Consider the following 20,121-nt stretch of genomic DNA (forward strand, 5'->3'; position numbering starts at 1 on the left):
CGGGTCCAGTCTGTCACGCCGAAAGTCGCGGACCGCCGTCCGGAGGTGCCGAATCGGCCACCGGCGGGCGGTCGTCGCGGTCCGCCGGGCGTGATTCATGCCTCACCCCACCACCGGCACGAACACCGCCAGCAGCAGGTACGCGGTGGGCACGGCGAACAGCACCGAATCCAGCCGGTCCATCAGGCCCCCGTGCCCGGGCAGCAGGTTGCTCATGTCCTTGACGCCCAGGTCCCGCTTGATCATCGACTCGGCCAGGTCACCGAGCACCGCGGCGACCGAGACCGCCACCCCGAACAGCGCCCCCCACCAGGGCGCCACGTCGAACAGCAGCCAGATCAGCAGCGCGCTGCCGAGCGCCGCCGCGGTGACCGAGCCGGCGAAGCCCTCCCAGGACTTCTTCGGGCTGATCGACGGGGCCATCGGGTGCTTGCCGAAGGTCACCCCGGCCGCGTACCCGCCGGTGTCGGAGAGCACCACCGCGACCACGGTGACCAGGACGCGCAGCGGCCCGTCGCCCGGGGCCGCCGCGAGCAGCGCCGCGAAGCCGGCCAGGAACGGCACGTAGACGGCGATCAGGGTGGCCGCCGTGAGGTCGCGCTGGAACCCGGCCGGGCCGTCGCCGATCCGCCAGATCATCGTGCCGAGCACGGTGACCAGCAGGCCCAGGCTCAACGCGTCCGGGCCGGCGAACCAGGCCAGCCCCAGGGTGAGCAGGCCGCCGGCGAGCAGCGGCACCAGCGGCGGGTGGGCACCGCTGCGGCGCACCGCGCGGGCCATCTCCCACGTGCCGATCGCTACGGCGGCGGCCAGCACGGCGAGGAACGCCGGCGGGTAGAACACCAGCGGCACCACGATCGCGGCGCCAAGCCCGAGGCCCACCCCGATCGCGGCCGGCAGGTTGCGGCCGGCCCGGCCGGGCGCGGCCTGCTGGGTGGCCGGCCGGTCGGCGCTGGCCCGTCGACGGCCGCGCTGCCGCCGGCCGGACGGCGCCCGCTCGGGCTCCGCGCGCACCGACGGGAACTGCTCGGTGGCCGCGGCGTCGGGAACGAGCGGCCGGAACGAGGCGTCGTCCCGGATCGGGGCGAACTGCGAGGTGGGCACGTCGTCGTCCCGGCCCGGCCGCCCAGGGCCGCGATTGTCCCGGCTGAGGCCGCGGTCGTACCGGTCGTCGTGGGCCGGGCGGTCGTCGTACCCGGGATGGCTCCGGTCCGGGCGCTCGGCGCCGCGGTTCGGGTGCCCTGGCCGCTGGTACGGGTCACCGTGCCGGTCGGCCGGCGGCGCGTCGAACGGGTCGACGTCGGGCTGGTCGCGGCGCAGCGGCTGCGGGCGGGCGTACAGGTCGGGGCCGGACTGCCGGCTCCACGGCTCGACGTCCCGCTCGGGCCAGGGCAGCGCGGTGGGGCGGTCGGGACGATCCCAACCGCGAGGCTCGGTGCCGCCGTACGGGTCGAGGTCGGTCATCACACACCGAACGGCAACGGCGCGGGTGCCACCACTTGACGCAAGACCACAACCATCCCCTACCCGCGTGACTGTTCCGTCCGGTTGACCGGCGCGACGGCCGATCGATCCCCGCCGTTCACCGCGTGGTGGCCGGGAATCGTGCCGAGCCTACTGCACCCGCCCGGCCTTCATGGCGCGACGACGGCCGCCGGTGACCCGCCGGCTCGGATCGGCGGGCGGGCGGCCGGTACGACAGTGGCACCGGGTCCACCGCCTCGCGGGCGGCGGCACACCGGTGCCACGGCAGGATCTCCGGGTACGGCCACGTCGGCCGACGCCGCTCAGACCTCGAGCAGCTCGGTCTCCTTGTGCTTGATCATGTCGTCGACACCGGCGACGAAGCGCTGGGTCAGGTCGTCCAGGTCCTTCTCCGCGCGGCGGCCCTCGTCCTCGCCCACCTCGCCGTCCTTGACCAGGCGGTCCAGCTCTTCCTTGCCCTTGCGGCGGATGTTGCGGACGGCCACCTTGGCCTCCTCGCCCTTGTGCCGGGCGATCTTGATCATCTCGCGGCGCCGCTCCTCGGTCATCTGCGGGATCAGGATGCGCAGCTGGTTGCCCTCGTTGTTGGGGTTCACCCCGAGGTCCGAGTCACGGATCGCCCGCTCCATGGCGGCGATCTGCGAGGTGTCGTACGGCTTGATGATCACCATGCGCGGCTCGGGAACCGCGATGGACGCCATCTGGGGCAGTGGGGTGGGGCTGCCGTAGTAGTCGATGACGACCTTGGAGAACATGGCGGCGTTGGCGCGACCGGTACGGATGGCGCCGAACTCCTCCTTGGCGTGCTCGATGGCACGCTCCATCTTCTCCTCGGCCTCGAGGAGGGTGTCGTCGATCACCGGTCTCCTCGCCTCCTTCTGTTGCTCGTCGTGGGCTGTCGCTGCTGTCTGGCGGAGGACCGCTACGGTGGTCGGCCGGTCAGGCGGTGATCAGGGTACCGATCTTGTCGCCCCCGACGGCGCGGATGATCGTGTCGTCGCCCTGCGCGCCGAAGACCAGCATCGGCAGGCCGTTCTCCATGCACAGGCTGAACGCGGCGGCGTCGGCCACCCGCAGGTTGCGCTGCAGCACCTCGGAGAAGGTGATCGAGTCGAACTTGCTCGCGGTGGCGTCGATCCGCGGGTCGGCGGTGTAGACGCCGTCAACGCCGTTCTTGCTCATCAGCACCACGTCCGCGCGGATCTCCAGCGCGCGCTGGGCGGCGACCGTGTCGGTGGAGAAGTACGGCATGCCGGCGCCGGCGCCGAAGATGACCACACGGCCCTTCTCCAGGTGCCGGATCGCCCGCAGCGGGATGTACGGCTCGGCGACCTGGGCCATCGTGATCGCGCTCTGCACACGCGTCTCGATGCCCTCCTTCTCCAGGAAGTCCTGCAGCGCGAGACAGTTCATCACGGTGCCGAGCATGCCCATGTAGTCGGCCCGGGCCCGGTCCATGCCGCGCTTCTGCAGCTCGGCGCCGCGGAAGAAGTTGCCGCCGCCGACCACCACGGAGACCTGCACGCCGCGGCGCACCACGGTGGCGATCTGCCGGGCGATGGCCTGTACGACGTCGGGGTCGACGCCGATCGCGCCGCCGCCGAAGACCTCACCGGAGAGCTTCAGCACCACCCGGCGGGCCCGCCCGGGCGGCGGCGCCGTCGGGTCGTCCGCCTCGCGGCTCCGGTCACTCACAACCTGCGTCATCCGCCCCGCCCTCTCCGCGCACGTCGAGCGTGCGTACCGCGTACCTGCCGTCGCCGACCCTATGCGACGAGGAGGTCGCGGTGCCTGTCACGTACACCTGCGACCTCCTCGTCTCTCGTTGCGTGCCCGGGCGCCGGGCGCCCGGCCCGGCGGATCAGGCCTGGCCGACCTCGAACCGCAGGAAGCGGGTCACCTCGATGCCGGCGTCGGCCAGCACCTGCTTGACGCTCTTCTTGTTGTCGGCGACCGAGGACTGCTCGAGCAGGACGTAGTCCTTGAAGAACGAGTTGACCCGGCCCTCGACGATCTTCGGCATGGCCGCCTCGGGCTTGTTCTCCTCGCGGGCGGTCTGCTCGGCGATGCGCCGCTCGGACTCGACCACCTCGGCCGGCACCTCGTCCCGGGTGAGGTACTTCGGCCGCATCGCGGCGATCTGCATGGCGGCCGCGCGGGCGTCGGCGTCCGCCGCCTCGTCGCTCTTGCCGGAGTACTCCACCAGCACGCCGACCGCCGGGGGCAGGTCCTGGCTCTTGCGGTGCAGGTAGACCGCGACGGTGCCGTCGAGCTTGGCGAAGCGGTTGAGCACCAGCTTCTCGCCGATCTTGGCGGACTGCTCCTGGATCAGGTCGGCGACCGCCTTGCCGTCCAGCTCCGAGGCGAGCAGCTCCTCGGCGTTGCTGACGCCGCTGCGCTCGCCGTGCTCGACGAGCTGCTGGGCCAGGGCGACGAACGCCTCGGTCTTCGCGACGAAGTCGGTCTCGCAGTTGAGCTCCAGCAGGGCCTTGCCGGAGTGGGCGACGAGGCCGTTGGCGGCGGTCCGGCCGGCCCGCTTGCCCACGTCCTTGGCACCCTTGACGCGCAGGATCTCGACGGCCTTGTCGAAGTCGCCCTCGGCCTCGGTCAGCGCCTTCTTGCAGTCCATCATGCCGGCGCCGGTGAGGTCGCGGAGCCGCTTGACGTCCGCGGCGGTGAAGTTGGACATGACTCTCTCTTCGATCTCGGAACTGCGGGTGGATGGTCTGAGGTGCCGGTTTACCCGGTACGCGGCCGGGTCATCCCGGCGTACCCACCGCCTCCCGCCGCCGGCGAACCGGCGGCGGGGAGACGGCGTGCGGTCACTCCGCGGAGGCGGCCGCGGGCTGCTCGGCGGCCGGCTGCTGCTCGGCGGCCGGCTGGGCGGCGGCGGGCTGCTCGGCGGCGGCCGGCTGCTCGGCGGCGGCGGGCTGCTCGGCGGCGGGCTGCTGGGCGGCGGCCTTCTTCGGGTCCTCGAGCAGCTCGCGCTCCCACTCGGCCAGCGGCTCGTCGGAGCCGACCTGGCCCGGCTCGGGCTTCTCGTCGGTGCCCCGGCGACGGCCGGAGCGGGCGATCAGACCGTCGGCGACGGCGGCGGCGACGACCTTGGTCAGCAGCTCGGCCGAGCGGATCGCGTCGTCGTTGCCCGGGATCGGGAAGTCGACCTCGTCCGGGTCGCAGTTGGTGTCGAGCACCGCGATCACCGGGATGCCCAGCTTGCGGGCCTCGTCGACGGCGATGTGCTCCTTCTTGGTGTCGACGATCCAGACCGCGGCCGGGATCTTCTGCATGTCCCGCAGGCCACCGAGGGTCTTGGTGAGCTTGATCTTCTCGCGGGACAGCTGCAGGGTCTCCTTCTTGGTGTAACCGGCGGCGGTGCCGCTCAGGTCACCCAGGGCCTCCAGCTCCTTCATCCGCTGCAGCCGCTTGTACACCGTCTGGAAGTTGGTCAGCATGCCGCCGAGCCAGCGGTGGTTGACGTACGGCTGGCCGACCCGGGTCGCCTGCTCGGCGATGGCCTCCTGGGCCTGCTTCTTGGTGCCGACGAACAGGATGCTGCCGCCCTCGGCCACCGTGTTGCGCACGAAGTCGTACGCCTTCTCGATGTAGTCGAGGGTCTGGCGCAGGTCGATGATGTAGATGCCGTTGCGCTCGGTCATGATGAAGCGCTTCATCTTCGGGTTCCAACGCCGGGTCTGGTGCCCGAAGTGGACACCGCTCTCCAGCAGCTGGCGCATGGTCACGACGGCCATGGTGGGGTACTCCTCAAGATCCCTGGTTGTCACGCCCGACCGGTGGCCGGGCGTCCTGGCGCCTGGTCGCCGGCCATGGTGTTCCCGATCAAGATCGGGACCAGGGAGGCCGTCGCTCCACGACGAGACGTGAAGAGGGCGCGCGAGGTCGACCGCGCGAGGGCGGTCGCCAGTCGACCAGTGTACGCCCCCGCTCCGCCGCACGGCCCCGGGGTGCGCGAACCCCGCCCCGTCCGCCGGTCATCGCCTCGTCGGCCTCGGCCGGCGGAGGGAGCCCCGGAACGCCGCCGGTCAGCGCGACGGGTCCCGGGGCGCGCCCGTCTGGGCGACGGCCCCAGGGGCATCGCCGGTCAGCGCGACGGGTCCCGATCGTCGCCGGTCAGCGGGCGGCGAGCGCGGCGGCCAGGAACAGCACCAGGCCCACGGTCAGGTACGCCGTGGGCGGGCGCAGCCAGCCCCGGCCGCCGTCGGCCATCGCCAGACCGCCGGTGCGCAGCCCGTACAGGCCGGCGGCGAAGATCGGCAGGCCGCCCACCAGGAAGGTGCCCACCACGACGTGGGAGGCGGAGACCGGGTCGCCGGTCAGCCCGTGCAGCAGCACCCGCAGCGCGGGCAGCTCGAAGACCAGGGTCAACGCGCCGAGGATCACCGCCAGGGCGGGCCGCCGGGTGCGGTAGACCCCGTCCGACGGGGCACCGCCCGCCCGGTACGCCCCGTCCGGTCCGGCCACCCCCTCGGGGCGGGCCAGCATCACCGGCGGCATCGGCCCGGTCGGCATCTCCAGCGGATGCGGGGCATCGGCGGGCCGGTTCGGCTCGATGATCGGGTACCCGCCGAACGGCGACGGCCGCGTCGGCTCGCCACGGTCCGCCGCCCCCACGCCGACCGGCGAACCCTGGCCGGGTCCCGCTCCGGTCGGCGCGCCCGGCTCCGCGCCGGCCGGCGCGGTGGCACCGAACCCCTGGCCGGTCGACCGACCCGCCCCGGAGCCGGCGAGCGCACCGGCGCCCGTGCCGCCCAGCGAGCCTTCTGCGGCGCCCCCGAGCGGGCCGGCGCCGGTGCTGGTCAGCGGGTCGACGCCGGAGACGTCGAGCGGACCGGCGCCGGTCTCCCGGGCGGCCCGCCGGCCGGTGCGCTCCGCCGGCAGCTCACCCGAGACGTCCGCGTCGTCGGGAGCGGCGCGGCGGGCCCGGGTCGGGCGGTATCCATCGGAGTCGCCGCGATGGTCACCGAACGGGTCGACCGCCCCGAAGCGCCCGGAATCGTCGTACCGGCCGGTCGAGTCGCCGTACCGGCCCTCCTCGGGTGCGCGTGGGCCGGGGATCCGGTCCTCGGCGCGCGATCGGGGGTCACCCCCGCCCGGCCAGTCCGGCTCGCCGTAGCCGCGGTCGTGCCCGGCCGGATACCAGCGCGACTCCTGATCTTCGGGGTAGCTCCGTCGTGCGTCCACGTCCGGCACCGTATGCGACCGCTCTGACGTTCGCCATTCGCCCCTCGACCCGGCCCGGCCGCAGGTCGGCGCCGCCCCGGGTGGTCGCTGCGGGCACCGGCAGAGTCACTTTCCGTAACCGATGGATGGTCGTCCGGGGCGGTGGTGGCGCCGGAGGCCAGGACGGCTGGCATCCGAGCCGGGGCGAGTGGCGCCCGGAGCCGGGCGGGGTGCGGCGGAGCCCGGACGGATGCGGCTCAGTCGGCGGCCACCAGCCGGTCCAGCTCCGCGACGAGCTCGGCGCGCAGCACGTCGTGCCGGGCGGCCAGGCCGTGAGCCGGGTCGCGCCACACCTCGGCCGGGTAGCCGTACACCGGGCCGCGCCGCAGGTCCGCCGGCTCCCAGCCGTACCGGGGGCGCACGTGCGCGTGCAGGAAGGCGTCCAGGTTGCCGAGGATCTCGTAGTTGATCCGCAGGAAGGCCGGATCCCGGCGGCCGTAGACCCGCTGCACCGCCGCACCCAGCAGGTCGACGTCGGCGAGGAACGCCAACCGACGCTCGCGAGGCAGGTCGGCCAGCCGGTCGGCGCGCGGATCATCCGTCATCAGGACGCAGTAGCCGGGCAGGAACTGGTTGTCGCCGATCACCGCGAACCCGGCGGAGAGCCGCCGCAGCACGGTCGGGTTCTCGCCGCGCAGGGCGGCCCCGATCCGGTCGTCCCGCCAGTCTCCGGTCATACCCGGGACGCTAGCGCGCCCGGTCCGGCGCCCGCCGCCCCGGCCTCGCCGGGGCGGCCGTCCATAGCACGACCGAGGCATGATCGTCCGCTCGTCCACAGGCTGGTCCGTCGTCCACAGCCGGGGCGTCGGGAGCAACCCGGAACACCGCCGGTACCCCACCGTGGTCGCCATGACGAAGCGGAGCCAGGCGGTCGGCGCGTACGGCGAACGGTGTGCCGTCCGGCACCTGATCGGGGCGGGCCTGCGGCCGGTGGCGCGCAACTGGCGCTGCCGGGAGGGCGAGATCGACATCATCGCCTGGGACGGCCCGGTCCTCGCCTTCTGCGAGGTGAAGACCCGCCGCACCGAGGACTACGGCACCCCGGCCGAGGCGGTCGTGGCGGCCAAGGCACGCCGGCTGCGCGGGCTCGCCGCGCGCTGGCTCGCCGAGACCGGCACCACCGCCGACGAGGTGCGATTCGACGTCCTCTCGGTCCGGCTGCCGGTCGTCGGCGCGGCCCGGGTCGAGCACCTCAAGGGCGCGTTCTGATGTCGACCGCCAACCGGAGGGAGGCTGTCGGGTGAGCTACGCCAAGGTGTTCTGCGTCGGGCTGGTCGGGGTGACCGGCCACCTGGTGGAGGTCGAGGCCGATCTCGCGCCCGGCCTGCCCGCGGTGGTCATCTCCGGCCTGCCGGACACCGCCCTGCACGAGGCGCGCGACCGGGTGCGCGCGGCCATCGTCAACTCCGGGCAACGCTGGCCCAACCGGCGGATCACGCTCAACCTGCTGCCCGCGACCATGCCGAAGTACGGTTCGTCGTTCGACCTGGCCATCGCGGCGGCGGTGCTGGGCGGCTCCGGGGAGTTGCCGCTCGCGCCGCTGGAGGGCGTGGTGGTCCTCGGCGAGCTGGGCCTGGACGGCACGGTCCGCCCGGTCCGCGGCGTGCTGCCGATGGTGGCGGCCGCCGCGCGGGCCGGGCGGGAGCGGGTGATCGTGCCGCTGGACAACGCCGCCGAGGCGGCGGTGATCCCGGGGATCAGGGTGCGCGCCGTGGACACCCTGCACCGCCTGGTCGCCTACGTCCGCGACGGCAGTCCGCTGCTGGAGCCGCCCGCCGCCCCGCCGCCGCCCGGCCGGGACGGGCCGGACCTCGCCGACGTCGCCGGCCAGGGGCTCGGCCGGCGCGCGCTCGAGGTCTCCGCGGCCGGCGGACACCACCTCGCCCTGCTCGGGCCGCCCGGGGCCGGCAAGACCATGCTTGCCGAGCGACTGCCGTCGATCCTTCCCGAGCTGGACGACGACGCCGCGCTCGAGGTCACCGCGCTGCACTCCATCGCCGGGTTGCTTCCCCCGGGCGGTCGCCTACTGCGCCGGCCGCCGTTCCAGGCTCCGCACCACACCGCGACCGTGCCGTCGCTGGTCGGCGGCGGCTCCGGGCTGGCCCGGCCGGGCGCGGTGTCCCTCGCCCACCGGGGCGTGCTCTTCCTCGACGAGGCGCCGGAATTCAGCAAGGGTGCGCTGGAGGCGCTGCGGCAGCCGCTGGAGCACGGCCGCATCCAGCTCACCCGCAGCGGCGGCGGCACCGAGTACCCGGCCCGCAGCCAGCTGGTGCTGGCCGCCAACCCGTGCCCCTGCGCCAAACCCGCGGGCGACGCGTACTGCGAGTGCACGCCGCTGGCCCGCCGCCGCTACCTCGGCCGGCTCTCCGGCCCGCTGCTGGACCGGATCGACGTGCAGGTGAAGCTGCTGCCGGTCCGGGCCGCCGAGCTGATGGAGGCGGCCGGAACGACCGAGTCGTCGACCACGGTGGCGGCCCGGGTGGCGGCGGCCCGGCAGGCGGCCGCCACCCGCTGGGCCCCGATCGGTCGGAAGCTCAACGCGGAGGTCCCCGGACCCGACCTGCGCCGGCCGCCGTGGCGACTGCCCGCGCGGGACACCGCGGAGCTGCGCGGTCGGCTGGACTCGGGGGCGATCTCCGCGCGCGGCTTCGACCGCGTGATCCGGCTGGCCTGGACCGTGGCCGACCTCGACGGCCGGGACCGCCCGCACCGCGACGACGTACGGGAAGCCACCCAACTGAGGACGGGGGAAGGGGCATGACCACCAGCGAGGAGCGCATGTTGGCCCGGGTGGCGCTGACCTGGCTCACCGAGCCGGGCACCTGGGCGGTGTACGACCTGGTCAAGCGGCTCGGGCCGGTGGCCGCGCTCGACCAGCTGCTCGAGGGTCGGGTCGGCGACGATCGGGTGCGGGCGGCGGTCGCCGCCCGGACAGCTCAGGGCGACGCCCACGCCGTCGCCGCCGGGGCGCTCGCCCGCACCGAGCGGGTCGGTGCCCGGATCATCACCCCCGAGGACGCGGAGTGGCCGCCGAAGGTCGCCGACCTGCGCCAACTGACGGACCGCGGGTCGGGCCGCCGGGTGGACCGGGAGACCGCTCCGCCGCTCTGCTTCTGGGTGCGCGGCGGGTGGCCGCTCGGCGAGGCGCTGGACCGGTCGGTCGCCGTGGTCGGGTCCCGGGCCGCCACCGGGTACGGCGTCCACGTCGCCACCGAACTGGGCTACGGCCTCGCCGAGCGGGACTGGACCGTGGTCTCCGGTGGCGCGTTCGGCATCGACGCCGCCGCGCACCGGGGCGCGCTGACCGCGGGCGGAGTCACCGTCGCGGTGCTCGCCTGCGGGGTGGACCGGCCGTACCCGATGGGGAACGCGGCGATGTTCGACCGGATCGCCGAGACCGGCCTGCTGGTCAGCGAGTGGCCGCCCGGCGCCGATCCGCTGCGCCCCCGGTTCCTCATCCGCAACCGGGTGATCGCCGCCGCGACCAAGGGCACGGTGCTGGTGGAGGCCGCGTCGCGCAGCGGCGCCACCCAGACCGCGAAGCGGGCGCTCGCCCTGCACCGGCCGACCATGGTGGTGCCCGGCCCGGTCACCTCGGCGATGTCGGTCGGCGCGCACGAGGTGCTGCGGGAGCACCAGGACGCCCGACTGGTCACCGGGATCGCCCACGTGCTGGAGGAGGTGGGCCGGATCGGCGACGACCTGGCGCCGCCGGCACGCGGCCCCGAACGCCCGACCGATCAGCTCGATGACGAGGCCACGCTGGTGCTGGAGTCGTTGCCCCGTCGTGGGGTGCTGGGCCTGGACGCGCTGGCGGCCCGGGCGGGGGTGGACGTGCGGACGGCGATGCGCAAGCTCGCCCTGCTCGAGGAGCTCGCGATGGTGGCCCGTCGCGACGGCGGGTACGCCCTGACGCCCGCCCGCAGAGCCGACCGGGGCGCACCGGCCCCCGGTCCCGGTGCCGAGCGGTGAGGCCGGGCGGGCTCAGTCCCCCTCGAAGCGGATCTCCACGTCCCGCTCCCGGACGCACCGCTGCACGAGCTGCGTCACCCGGCGCAGATGGGCCGTCTCTCCCGGGCTACCGGCGGCCTCGGCCAGGCGGCCCAGCTCGGCGAGCAGCCCGGGCACCGAGTCCGCGCCCACCACGGACTCGCCGAACGGATCGATCCGGTCCAGCATCGGGGTGCGTCCGCCGCCGCGAACCCGGGCCATCAGGCCCAGCAACACGTCGTCGGTGTCGGACACCACCTGGGCGGCCACATTCACCGGCCGGCGCCCCGGGCCACCGCGGATCCGTCGATAGAGGACGACGTCGAGGCCCATCAGCGGTCCCTTCTCCCGTTGACGGCGTCCGCCACGGCATGGCGTCCGGCACGTCCCGCTCCGAGCACAAGTCTCCCCCGCCGCAGGGGCCGGGAACAGGGCCGATACCCCCCGATCCGGCATTCCGGCGGCGTACTCACGGGCCTACGCTTGGACCGTGCCTGTCGGAAGTGATCACGGCGGCGGACGTCCCTCCGCCGGTAGGCGGCCGGGCACCCGGGCGGTGCACGAGTCGCTGCCGCATCCGATGCGCGAGGCGGTGGACGACTTCGCCGACCACCTCGCGGGGGTGCGTAACCGCTCGGCGCACACCATCCGGGCGTACGTCGCCGATCTGGTGTCGCTGCTCGACCATGCGGTGCGGATGGGCTGTTCCGAGCCGGCCGACGTCGACCTGACGGTGCTGCGCAGCTGGCTGGCGAGACAGCGCACCTCGGGCGCCGCCCGGACCTCGCTGGCCCGGCGGGCGGCCACCGCACGGACGTTCAGCGCCTGGGCCCACCGCGGTGGCCTGCTCGCCACCGACGTGGCCGCATCGCTGTCCAGTCCGCGGGCCCACCGGGAACTGCCCACCGTGCTGCGCGTCGACCAGGCCGCGGCCCTGATGGACGCGCCGTCCCGGACCGAGGACGGCGAGACCGCGGGCCCGACCCACGGGCGCGACGCCGAGACCGCGGGCCCGACCCACGGGCGCGACGCCGAGACGGCGGGCCCGACCCACGGGCGCGACGCGGCGGCAGCCGGCGGCGCCTCGACGGCGAACGATCCGGTGCGGCTGCGCGACCGGGTGCTGCTCGAACTGCTCTACGGCACCGGGGTGCGGGTGGCCGAGGCGTGCGGTCTGGAGATCGCGGACGTCGACCACGGGCGCCGGGTGATCCGGGTGTTCGGCAAGGGCGGCCGGGAACGGGCGGTCCCGTACGGCATGCCGGCACAGCGGGCGGTGGACGCGTGGCTGCGCCTCGGCAGGCCGGCGTTGGCCGGCCCGGCGTCCGGTGACGCGCTGCTGCTCGGCGCCCGCGGTGGACGACTGAATCCGACCACCGCGCGACGCATCGTCGCCGGGTACGCCCGCGCGCTCGACCTGCCCCGGGTCGGCCCGCACGCGTTGCGGCACTCGGCGGCGACCCACCTGCTGGAGGGCGGGGCCGACCTGCGGGCGGTGCAGGAGCTGCTGGGGCACTCCTCGCTCGGCTCGACCCAGATCTACACCCACGTCTCGGTCGACCGGCTCCGGGCGGCGTACCGGCAGGCCCACCCGCGCGCCTGAGCCGACGCCCGGGCGCGTGCGGGCACCACGCGCCCGCCCGAGCCGCCAAGCGGGGACGCCCCGCACCACCCGCGCGCCCGAGCCGCCGCCCGGAGGACGCCTGCGCGCCAATCGCTCGACGCCTCCGTCGGCGGGCCGACCGCTCGCGGCGCGAACCCGAAGGGCGGGCATCGATCAACCGATACGATCACCCGGTGACCGTCGCCCGGCCGCCCGAGCCGATTCCCGGGGCCCGCCTGCTGTTCTCCCTCGACCCGTCGGTCAGCCATCTCAACCACGGCTCGTTCGGCGCGGTGCCGATCGGGGTGCAGCGGGCCCAGCAGCGGCTGCGCGACGAGATGGAGGCCAACCCGCTGCGCTTCTTCAGCCAGGGCCTGGTCGACCGGATCGGCCACACCCGGCGGCACCTGGCCACCTTCCTGAGCGCCGACCCGGACGGCACCGCGCTGGTCGGCAACGCCACCACCGGCGCGGCGGTCGTCCTGCAGTCGCTGGGGTTGCGACCCGACGACGAGATCCTCAGCACCGACCACGAGTACGGCGCGGTGAGCCTCTCCATCGCCCGGGAGTGCCGCCGTAGCGGGGCGGTGTCGCGGGTGCTGCGGGTGCCGCTGGACGCCGGTGACGAGGCGGTCGTCGAGATCGTCCGTTCGGGTCTGCGGCCGGGGCGCACCCGACTGCTGGTGGTGGACCAGCTGACCTCGGCCACCGCGCGGCTCCTGCCGGTCGCGGCGATCGCCCGGGCGGCCCGGGAGCAGGGCGTGCCGGTCCTGGTGGACGCGGCGCACGTGCCGGGCATGCTGCCGGTCGACGTGGCCGCCGTCGGCGCCGACTTCTGGGTGGGCAACCTGCACAAGTGGGGGTACGCCCCGCGGGGCACCGCGGTCCTGGTGGTCGCGCCGGCGTGGCGGGACCGGATCGAGCCGCTGGTCGTCTCCTGGGAGCAGGGCACGGGCTTCCCGGGGAACGTGGAGTGGCAGGCGACGCTGGACTACACGGGCTGGCTGAGCGCGCCCGCCGGGCTGTACACGCTGCGCAGTCTCGGGCTGGATCGGGTGCGCTCGCACAACGCCGCGCTGGCCGCGTACGGGCAGCGGGTGCTGGGCGACGCGCTCAGGGTGCCACCGGCCGACCTGCCCGACCCCGGCGGCCCCGGGGTCGCCATGCGGATCGTGCCGCTGCCGGCGGGAGTGGCCACCACCCTGGAGGACGCGCGCGCCCTGCGCGCCCGGATCGCCGAGCGGCTCGCCACCGAGGTGGCGGTGATGGCCTGGGACGGCCGGGGCTGGCTGCGCGTGTGCGGCCAGGTGTACAACGCGCCGCAGGAGTACGAGCGCCTGGCGGCCCGGCTGCCCGCCCTGCTGGCCGAGAGCTGACCGGCCCGCCACGGATGGGCCTGCCACGCGAGCCGGGCCTGCCGCGCCAGCCGACATGCTGGGCGCCGGTCGGCCGGGCACCGTCCGACCGGCAGGCGGTCACCCCGACCCACGCCCGCTGAAAGCCACCACCGGTCGGCGGGCGCCGCAGCGGCAGGCCGGTCGAGCTCTCCGGCCACCCGTCCACACCGCCTCGTCGAGGCCGTCGGGGCGAGGCAGCGGCGGCGGTCCGGAGGCGCCCACCGGCGACCGGGCCACGGCCGCGGCGGTGATCGGCAGCAGCCGGACCGGGCCGAGGCCGATCAGCGCCAACGGATCGAGGTACTCCACACCGCGGCGCAGGCCCCAGTGCAGGCAGGCCGGCACGGGACAGCCCGGATGCCCGGCGAGCAGCTCACCGAGCCTCGCCCCGACCGCCACCGGGTCGCCGGGGCGTACCCGGGGGAGCACCGGCTCGTAGGTGGTCCGCAGGCCCGCGGCGTGGCCGACGGTGACCACCGGACGGCCGGCCACCATGCCGGCGAAGAGGACGGTCCCGGCGCCGGCCGCCCGCACGGTGCCGCCCGGCGTGCCGGCCAGGTCGACGCCACGGTGGCCGGGCAGCCAGGGCCGCGGTGGCGGGTCGAAGCCGCGTACCGGATGCGGTGTGCCGTCGAGCGGCCACCGGAAGACCGGTGGCACCGCGGCGCCGACGACCGTCGCCGGCCGGTCCCTGTCGCTCACCGGTGAGATCCCGCCGGCGGGGCCGGTGGACAGGTTGAGGGTGAGCACCACCGCGCCCCACACGGTGGACCGCCGCCACGCTGTTCGCATGCCCGCAGCGTCCCGGCTCCGCCCACTCGCCGCGGCCGGTCGGCGCTCCGCTGTGGATGGATCCGCCGCCTGTGGACGAACCCCGCGCGGCGAGACGATCTGCTATGCGAAGCGCCGCTGATCCCGGTGTTGGCGCGGCACCCCCGCGGCCGGGACGTCTCGGCGCGCCTGGTCGAGTGCGATCCGCGTAACGCGGAGGTGGCCGCGGTCGCGGTACGTGCCACCGGCCTGACCGGCGTCGAGGTGTTGCTCGACGACGCGGCCCGTACCGGCCTCTACCGAGACCTCGCCCCGGCCGATCTGGTGCTGCTGTGCGGCATCTTCGGCAACATCTCCGACGCGGACGTGCGGGCCACCGTCCGGCACAGCGCGGCGCTCTGCGCGACCGGGGGAACGGTGCTCTGGACCCGGCACCGCGACACCCCCGACCTGGTGCCGACCATCTGCGACTGGTTCACCGAGGAGGGATTCACCCCGGTGCGGGTGAGCTCGCCCGCACCCGGGGTGGGCGTGGGCGCGCACCGGCACGTGGGAGCGACCCGGCCGCTGCCCGCGGGTGTGCGGATGTTCGAGTTCCGATCCGGGCCCCGGCCGAGCGCCGACGGCGACGCCGTCCGCCGGTCGCCAGCCGGCGACGCCGACGGGCGGTCACGAGGCGGCGACGCCGACGGCACCGCCGACTAGGCTGGGTCCACATGTGTGGCAGACACCGGGGAGGCCGTCATGACCACCGTCGACGAGGTGAGCCGGCCCGCCCGGGTGGCCGAGCCGGACGAGGCGATCAGCGCCGAGGAGCTGCAACTGGCCGCCCGCAACCACGGCATCCCGCTGGAGGCCCTGCGTTACGACGTCACCCCGGCCGGGCTGCACTACCTGCTGATCCACTACGACATCCCGGAGACCGACCCGGCCAGCCACGCGCTGGCGGTGGGCGGCGCGGTCCGGGCGCCGCTGGCGCTCGACCTGGCCGCGCTGCGCGAGCGCCCTCGGGTGACCCGCCAGGTCACCCTGGAGTGCGCCGGCAACGGCCGGGCGCTGCTGCGGCCCCGCCCGGTCAGCCAGCCCTGGCTGGTCGAGGCGGTCGGCAACGCCGAGTGGACCGGTACCCCGCTGGCGCCGCTGCTGCGCGAGGCGGGGGTCTCCGCCGAGGCGGTGGACGTGGTGTTCACCGGCGCCGACCACGGGGTGGAGCGCGGCGTCGAGCAGGACTACCAGCGGGCGCTCCCGATCGCCGACGCGCTGCGCGACGAGGTGCTGCTGGCGTACGAGATGAACGGCGCTCCGCTGCTGCCGCAGCACGGCGCCCCGGTACGGCTGATCGTGCCCGGCTGGTACGGCATGGCCCACGTCAAGTGGCTGCGCGACATCACGGTGCTCACCGAGCGGTTCGACGGCTACCAGAACGGGGTGGCCTACCGGCTGCGCGCCGACGCCGACGATCCCGGCGTGCCGGTGACCCGGATCGAGCCGCGCGCCCTGGTCCGCCCGCCCGGTTTCCCGGATTTCATGTCCCGCGTCCGGGTGCTGCGGCCCGGGCCGTGCACGGTGGACGGTCGGGCCTGGTCGGGCCACGCGCCGGTCACCTCGGTGGAGGTGACCACGGACGGCGGCGCGAGCTGGGCGCCGGCCACCCTGGACCCGGCCGCCGGCGGCGACTGGGCGTGGCGGCGCTGGCGGTACGAGTGGTCGCCCGGCCCGGGCCGGTACACGCTGGGCGCCCGGGCCACCGACGCGTCGGGGCGGACCCAGCCGGTGGAGCAGCCGTGGAACCGGGGTGGCTTCGCCAACAACCTGGTCCAGCGGGTCGAGGTCGTGGTGCCCGCGGAGTGACCGCGGGAGGGCCGGCTGGCGCGGCGGGGGGACGCGCCGGCCGGGTCAGCTGCCGAAGCCGGAATCCGCGGGCAGCGAGATGTCGGGCTTCTCCAGCTCCTCCACGTTGACGTCCTTGAAGGTCATCACCCGGACGTTCTTCACGAAGCGGGCGGGACGGTACATGTCCCACACCCAGGCGTCGTGCATCTCGACCTCGAAGTAGACCTCGCCGTCGGAGTTGCGCACGTGCAGGTCCACCTGGTTGGCCAGGTAGAAGCGGCGCTCGGTCTCCACCACGTAGGAGAACTGGCGGACAATGTCGCGGTACTCCCGGTAGAGCTGCAGCTCCATCTCGGTCTCGTACTTCTCGAGATCTTCCGCGCTCATCGCACTCCGCCTTCCATGACCACATCTTCCCCCACCGGCGCCGGGGGCCGAGCCTGCTCGCCCAACGCCACGCCGACGGTACCCCCTGACGCGCCCGAACGCTCCATCGGATCGGCAGCCGGTCCGCCGACCGGCCGCCGGGACCGGGGCGGGGTGCCCGCCCGGCCGGACACCGCGGCCACGTTGACGTACGAGAAGCGGTGCTCCACGCACGGCCCGCGCTCGCGCAGCGCCTCCGTGTGCTCGGGCGTGATGTACCCCTTGTGCTCGGCGAACCCGTAGCCCGGGTGCCGCCCGTCCAGCTCCACCATGATCCGGTCCCGCACGACCTTGGCCAGCACGCTGGCCGCCGCCACGCAGGCGGCCACCCGGTCGCCCTTCCACACCGCCAGCCCCGGCACGTCCAGCCCGTCGACGCCGAAGCCGTCGGTCAGCACGTACTCCGGCCGGGTGGTCAGCGAGGCGAGCGCCCGGCGCATCGCGGCCAGGTTGCACACGTGCAGCCCGCGGGCGTCGACCTCCTCGGCCGGGATGATCACCACCGCGTACGCCAGGGCCCGGGCCACCACCTCGTCGTGGATCCGGTCCCGGCTGGCCGGGGTGAGCAGCTTGGAGTCGGCCAGCCCGTCGATCTCGCCGCGCCGCCCCTCGGGCAGCACCACCGCGGCGGCGACCAGCGGCCCGGCGCAGGCGCCCCGGCCGGCCTCGTCCGCGCCGGCGACGTGCCGGAACCCGCGCCGCTGCAGGGCCCGCTCCAGCGCGTACAGCCCGGCCTCGCGGCGCACCACGGTGCGCGGAGGGGTCAGCACGCGGCACCGCCGCCCAGCGCGCGGGCCAGCACCGCGGGCAGGTCGGGCGGGTAGTACCGCTCCTCGGTGGCGGCCAGCTCGACCGGCGACCACCAGCGGTGGCCGCGGATGCTGGCGCGCTCGATCGCGTCGAAGCCCGTGGTGTCCACCTCCCAGGTAGCGACCCGGAGCAGGAAGAACTCCTGCTCCTGGCGGTACCAGACGCCGTCGAACGGGAACTCGACCGTTTCGGCCCACACCGGCTCGCCCAGCTCGGCCGGGGGCACGCGCAGCCCGGTCTCCTCGGCCAGCTCCCGGGTCGCCCCCTCGGCGGGGCTCTCCCCCGGGGCGAGCCCGCCGCCGGGAGTGAACCAGTACCGGTGCCCGGGGCGGGCCGGGTCGGCGCCGTCGAACAGCAGCACCCGGCCGCCCGCGTCCACGAGCAGCACCCGGGCCGCGCGGCGAGGGGTGTAGACGGTCACCGCCCCAGCCTGCCAGACACCGGCGACAATCGGCCACGCCCCCGCGGCCAGGCGCTCGGTCAGGGAGCGGGAATCCCGTCGAACTGCTCCGGCACGGTCAGCCACTTCGCCCGGTTGACCGGCCAGAACACGGTGAACGCCCGACCCACCACCTCCTTCTCGGGGATGGTGGCGCTGTCGATGTTCCGGCCGGACTGCTGCCAGTGCTCCAGCGAGTCGCCGGACGCCGACCGGTGGTCGCCCATCACCCAGAGCCGGCCCGGCGGCACGGTGATGTCGAAGTCCTGGTCGGCCGGCTTGTCCTGCTGGCCGTTCGCCGAGTAGATGTACGGCTCGTCCAGCGACTTCCCGTTGATCGTGATGCGGTCCTGCGCGTCGCAGCAGACCACGTGGTCGCCGCCGACGCCGATCACCCGCTTGATGAAGTCCTCGCCGTCGGGGTTGCCGCTCCACTCGGTCGGCGCCTTGAAGACCACCACCTCGCCCCGGTGCGGCGAGCGGAAGTCGTAGACCAGCTTGTTGACCAGCACCCGGTCGTCGATGTCGAGCGTGTGCTCCATGGAGGGCGACGGGATGAAGAAGGTCTGCAGCACGAATGCGCGGACCAGCACCGCCACCAGGATCGCCACGCCCAGCAGGATGGGCAGCTCCTTCCAGAAGGAGCTGCGGGGCTTCTCGGTCTGCTCGTCAATCACGGGAGGAGCCTACGTTGCCCGGCGCGAGCGGATCGTCCGGAACGCGCGACAACCGCGACGACGCCGGTGAGCGGCAGGAACAGGTCGATCTCGCCGCCCGGCGGTGGTGCGACGGGGGCGGGCCCGGAGGCGGGGGCGGCGGCCGGCCGGGCCAGCGGGGAGAAGGTGTCCGGCACCGGCAGCGACGCCCAGCGGGCCGACGGCCACACCACCGCGAACGCCCGGCCGATCACGTTGTCGATCGGCACCGGCCCCTGGCAGCGGGCGTCCTGAGAGACCAGCCGGTGGTCACCCATCACGAAGATCTGCCCCGGTGGGACGACCACCTCGTCGAAGCGCCGGGAGCGGCACTCCCGCGGGTTCGGCGGCACGTCCAGCGGCGAGTTGCGGATCACGTACGGCTCGTCCAGCGGAATGCCGTTGACCAGCACCCGCCCCTGGTCGTCACAGCACTTGACCCGGTCACCGGGCAGCCCGATGACCCGCTTGATGAAGTCCTTCTCGCCGGGGCGACCGACGCCGACCAGGTCGCCCAGGGTGCGCCCGACCTTGCCGGCGAGGCCGGCGGGCGGGGCCGGGCTCTCCTGGGCCACCCAGCGGTCGGTGCCGCGGAAGACCACCACCTCGCCGCGCTGCGGATCCCGGACGTCGTAGACGACCTTGTTGACCAGCACCCGGTCGCCGATCAGCAGGGTGTCCTCCATCGAGCCGGAGGGGATGTAGAACGCCTGCAACAGGAAGGTGCGGATCAGCACCGCGAGGCAGAACGCCACCACCAGCAGCAGCGGCAACTCCTGCCAGAGCGGCATCTGCGGCCGGGTGCGGCGGGTACGCCGGCGCCACGGATCGACTGTGCCGTCCTCGTCAAGCACCCGTACCACGTCACTCCCCCGGTCCGCAGAAACGACACTACCGCCCGGGAGCCTCGGCGAGGCCCCACGGGCGGTAGTGGACAACCGTCGTCGCCGCGACCGAGGCCGGCGCCCGTACGACCAGAGTAATGCGCTCCGGTCGATATGACATCCGGCCAGCTCGGACGGCGTGGCGAGGAGGTCAGCTGGGCAGCTTCTCCCGCTTCTCCTTGATCTTCGCCTTCTTGCCGCGCAGCTCGCGCAGGTAGTAGAGCTTGGCGCGCCGCACGTCACCGCGGGTCACGACCTCGATCCGGTCGATGCCCGGGCCGTTGAGCGGGTAGGTCCGCTCGACGCCGACCCCGAAGCTGACCTTGCGGACCGAGAAGGTCTCGCGCAGACCGTCACCCTGGCGGCGGATGACCACGCCCTGGAAGATCTGGACACGGGACCGGTTGCCCTCGACGACCCGGGCGTGCACCTTGACGGTGTCACCGGCCCGGAAGTCGGGAAGGTCGGTCCGCTTCGACTGGGCGTCAAGGGCGTCCAGGATGTTCATCGCTGTGTCCTCGTGAGGCTCACGGCGCACCGTCACTCG

Annotated in this window: 22 protein-coding genes; 7 read left to right on the forward strand and 15 right to left on the reverse strand. The window is 74.6% G+C overall.

Annotation, left to right across the window (positions count from 1 at the left end; translation table 11 throughout):
• Positions 1–102: 102 nt before the first annotated feature.
• The 7 genes from ACFY3U_RS01125 to ACFY3U_RS01155 all read right to left on the reverse strand — a co-directional run bounded on the left by ACFY3U_RS01125 (position 103) and on the right by ACFY3U_RS01155 (position 7,403).
• Entirely contained in the window at positions 103–1,464 is a 1,362-nt protein-coding gene (locus ACFY3U_RS01125; RefSeq protein WP_387192850.1) for a phosphatidate cytidylyltransferase, read from the reverse strand.
• A gap of 323 nt (positions 1,465–1,787) precedes the next feature.
• Positions 1,788–2,345: a ribosome recycling factor gene (gene frr / locus ACFY3U_RS01130; RefSeq protein WP_387192853.1), complete on the reverse strand. Its 558-nt coding sequence runs from the start codon at positions 2,343–2,345 to the stop codon at positions 1,788–1,790.
• Positions 2,346–2,424: 79 nt separating this feature from the next.
• Entirely contained in the window at positions 2,425–3,192 is a 768-nt protein-coding gene (gene pyrH / locus ACFY3U_RS01135; RefSeq protein ID WP_387192857.1) for a UMP kinase, read from the reverse strand.
• Between the two features lie 154 nt (positions 3,193–3,346).
• A complete protein-coding gene (gene tsf, locus ACFY3U_RS01140) occupies positions 3,347–4,174 on the reverse strand; it encodes a translation elongation factor Ts (RefSeq protein ID WP_387192860.1) in 828 nt (275 codons plus the stop codon).
• Between the two features lie 133 nt (positions 4,175–4,307).
• The gene (rpsB, locus tag ACFY3U_RS01145; protein WP_387192863.1) at positions 4,308–5,237 is read right to left on the reverse strand and encodes a 30S ribosomal protein S2; all 930 of its coding nucleotides are present in this window, start codon (positions 5,235–5,237) and stop codon (positions 4,308–4,310) included.
• 379 nt (positions 5,238–5,616) lie between these two features.
• Positions 5,617–6,561 carry a hypothetical protein gene (locus tag ACFY3U_RS01150; RefSeq protein WP_387194097.1) on the reverse strand — a complete coding sequence of 315 codons (945 nt, stop codon included), beginning with the start codon at positions 6,559–6,561 and terminating at the stop codon, positions 5,617–5,619.
• A 362-nt stretch (positions 6,562–6,923) separates the two neighbouring features.
• A complete protein-coding gene (locus tag ACFY3U_RS01155) occupies positions 6,924–7,403 on the reverse strand; it encodes a diadenosine tetraphosphate hydrolase (protein WP_387192866.1) in 480 nt (159 codons plus the stop codon).
• A 172-nt stretch (positions 7,404–7,575) separates the two neighbouring features.
• Here ACFY3U_RS01155 and ACFY3U_RS01160 point away from each other — a divergent pair, with 172 nt between their 5' ends.
• The 3 genes from ACFY3U_RS01160 to dprA are packed head-to-tail and all read left to right on the forward strand — an operon-like array spanning position 7,576 to position 10,698.
• A complete protein-coding gene (locus ACFY3U_RS01160; RefSeq protein WP_387192869.1) occupies positions 7,576–7,935 on the forward strand; it encodes a YraN family protein in 360 nt (119 codons plus the stop codon).
• 31 nt (positions 7,936–7,966) lie between these two features.
• Entirely contained in the window at positions 7,967–9,487 is a 1,521-nt protein-coding gene (locus ACFY3U_RS01165) for a YifB family Mg chelatase-like AAA ATPase (protein ID WP_387192872.1), read from the forward strand.
• On the forward strand, positions 9,484–10,698 hold the full coding sequence (gene dprA, locus ACFY3U_RS01170) for a DNA-processing protein DprA (RefSeq protein WP_387192875.1): 1,215 nt from the start codon (positions 9,484–9,486) through the stop codon (positions 10,696–10,698). Before ACFY3U_RS01165 ends, dprA begins: the two co-directional genes overlap by 4 nt.
• Positions 10,699–10,710: 12 nt before the next feature.
• Here dprA and ACFY3U_RS01175 read toward each other — a convergent pair whose 3' ends face one another.
• Positions 10,711–11,049, reverse strand: coding sequence for a hypothetical protein (locus tag ACFY3U_RS01175; RefSeq protein ID WP_387192878.1), 339 nt, complete (start codon positions 11,047–11,049; stop codon positions 10,711–10,713).
• A gap of 247 nt (positions 11,050–11,296) precedes the next feature.
• Here ACFY3U_RS01175 and ACFY3U_RS01180 point away from each other — a divergent pair, with 247 nt between their 5' ends.
• Positions 11,297–12,319 carry a tyrosine recombinase XerC gene (locus ACFY3U_RS01180; RefSeq protein WP_387194099.1) on the forward strand — a complete coding sequence of 341 codons (1,023 nt, stop codon included), beginning with the start codon at positions 11,297–11,299 and terminating at the stop codon, positions 12,317–12,319.
• Between the two features lie 194 nt (positions 12,320–12,513).
• On the forward strand, positions 12,514–13,695 hold the full coding sequence (locus tag ACFY3U_RS01185) for an aminotransferase class V-fold PLP-dependent enzyme (RefSeq protein WP_387192881.1): 1,182 nt from the start codon (positions 12,514–12,516) through the stop codon (positions 13,693–13,695).
• A gap of 99 nt (positions 13,696–13,794) precedes the next feature.
• Here the strand turns inward: ACFY3U_RS01185 and ACFY3U_RS01190 are convergent, their stop codons facing one another.
• Positions 13,795–14,508, reverse strand: coding sequence for a murein hydrolase activator EnvC family protein (locus tag ACFY3U_RS01190; protein ID WP_387192884.1), 714 nt, complete (start codon positions 14,506–14,508; stop codon positions 13,795–13,797).
• Positions 14,509–14,634: 126 nt separating this feature from the next.
• On the opposite strand from ACFY3U_RS01190, the gene ACFY3U_RS01195 reads away from it, so the two are divergent.
• Both ACFY3U_RS01195 and ACFY3U_RS01200 read left to right on the forward strand, forming a co-directional pair.
• Positions 14,635–15,192: a hypothetical protein gene (locus ACFY3U_RS01195; RefSeq protein WP_387192887.1), complete on the forward strand. Its 558-nt coding sequence runs from the start codon at positions 14,635–14,637 to the stop codon at positions 15,190–15,192.
• 39 nt (positions 15,193–15,231) lie between these two features.
• Positions 15,232–16,338: a sulfite oxidase gene (locus tag ACFY3U_RS01200; RefSeq protein WP_387192890.1), complete on the forward strand. Its 1,107-nt coding sequence runs from the start codon at positions 15,232–15,234 to the stop codon at positions 16,336–16,338.
• A 45-nt stretch (positions 16,339–16,383) separates the two neighbouring features.
• On the opposite strand, the gene ACFY3U_RS01205 is transcribed toward ACFY3U_RS01200, so the two are convergent.
• From ACFY3U_RS01205 to rplS, 6 genes are all read right to left on the reverse strand, one after another.
• Entirely contained in the window at positions 16,384–16,707 is a 324-nt protein-coding gene (locus tag ACFY3U_RS01205; RefSeq protein WP_011905215.1) for a DUF2469 domain-containing protein, read from the reverse strand.
• Positions 16,704–17,516 carry a ribonuclease HII gene (locus tag ACFY3U_RS01210; RefSeq protein WP_387192893.1) on the reverse strand — a complete coding sequence of 271 codons (813 nt, stop codon included), beginning with the start codon at positions 17,514–17,516 and terminating at the stop codon, positions 16,704–16,706. Before ACFY3U_RS01210 ends, ACFY3U_RS01205 begins: the two co-directional genes overlap by 4 nt.
• Positions 17,510–17,977: an NUDIX hydrolase gene (locus ACFY3U_RS01215; protein ID WP_387192896.1), complete on the reverse strand. Its 468-nt coding sequence runs from the start codon at positions 17,975–17,977 to the stop codon at positions 17,510–17,512. Before ACFY3U_RS01215 ends, ACFY3U_RS01210 begins: the two co-directional genes overlap by 7 nt.
• A 59-nt stretch (positions 17,978–18,036) precedes the next feature.
• Positions 18,037–18,672 carry a signal peptidase I gene (gene lepB / locus ACFY3U_RS01220; RefSeq protein WP_387192899.1) on the reverse strand — a complete coding sequence of 212 codons (636 nt, stop codon included), beginning with the start codon at positions 18,670–18,672 and terminating at the stop codon, positions 18,037–18,039.
• On the reverse strand, positions 18,669–19,553 hold the full coding sequence (lepB, locus tag ACFY3U_RS01225; RefSeq protein ID WP_387192902.1) for a signal peptidase I: 885 nt from the start codon (positions 19,551–19,553) through the stop codon (positions 18,669–18,671). Before lepB (ACFY3U_RS01225) ends, lepB (ACFY3U_RS01220) begins: the two co-directional genes overlap by 4 nt.
• Positions 19,554–19,725: 172 nt before the next feature.
• Positions 19,726–20,082 carry a 50S ribosomal protein L19 gene (gene rplS, locus ACFY3U_RS01230; RefSeq protein ID WP_110562427.1) on the reverse strand — a complete coding sequence of 119 codons (357 nt, stop codon included), beginning with the start codon at positions 20,080–20,082 and terminating at the stop codon, positions 19,726–19,728.
• Positions 20,083–20,121 lie beyond the last annotated feature (39 nt).

Origin of the sequence: Micromonospora sp. NPDC000089 (assembly GCF_042899365.1) — a bacterium.
In the GTDB taxonomy this organism is placed as follows: Bacteria; Actinomycetota; Actinomycetes; order Mycobacteriales; family Micromonosporaceae; genus Micromonospora.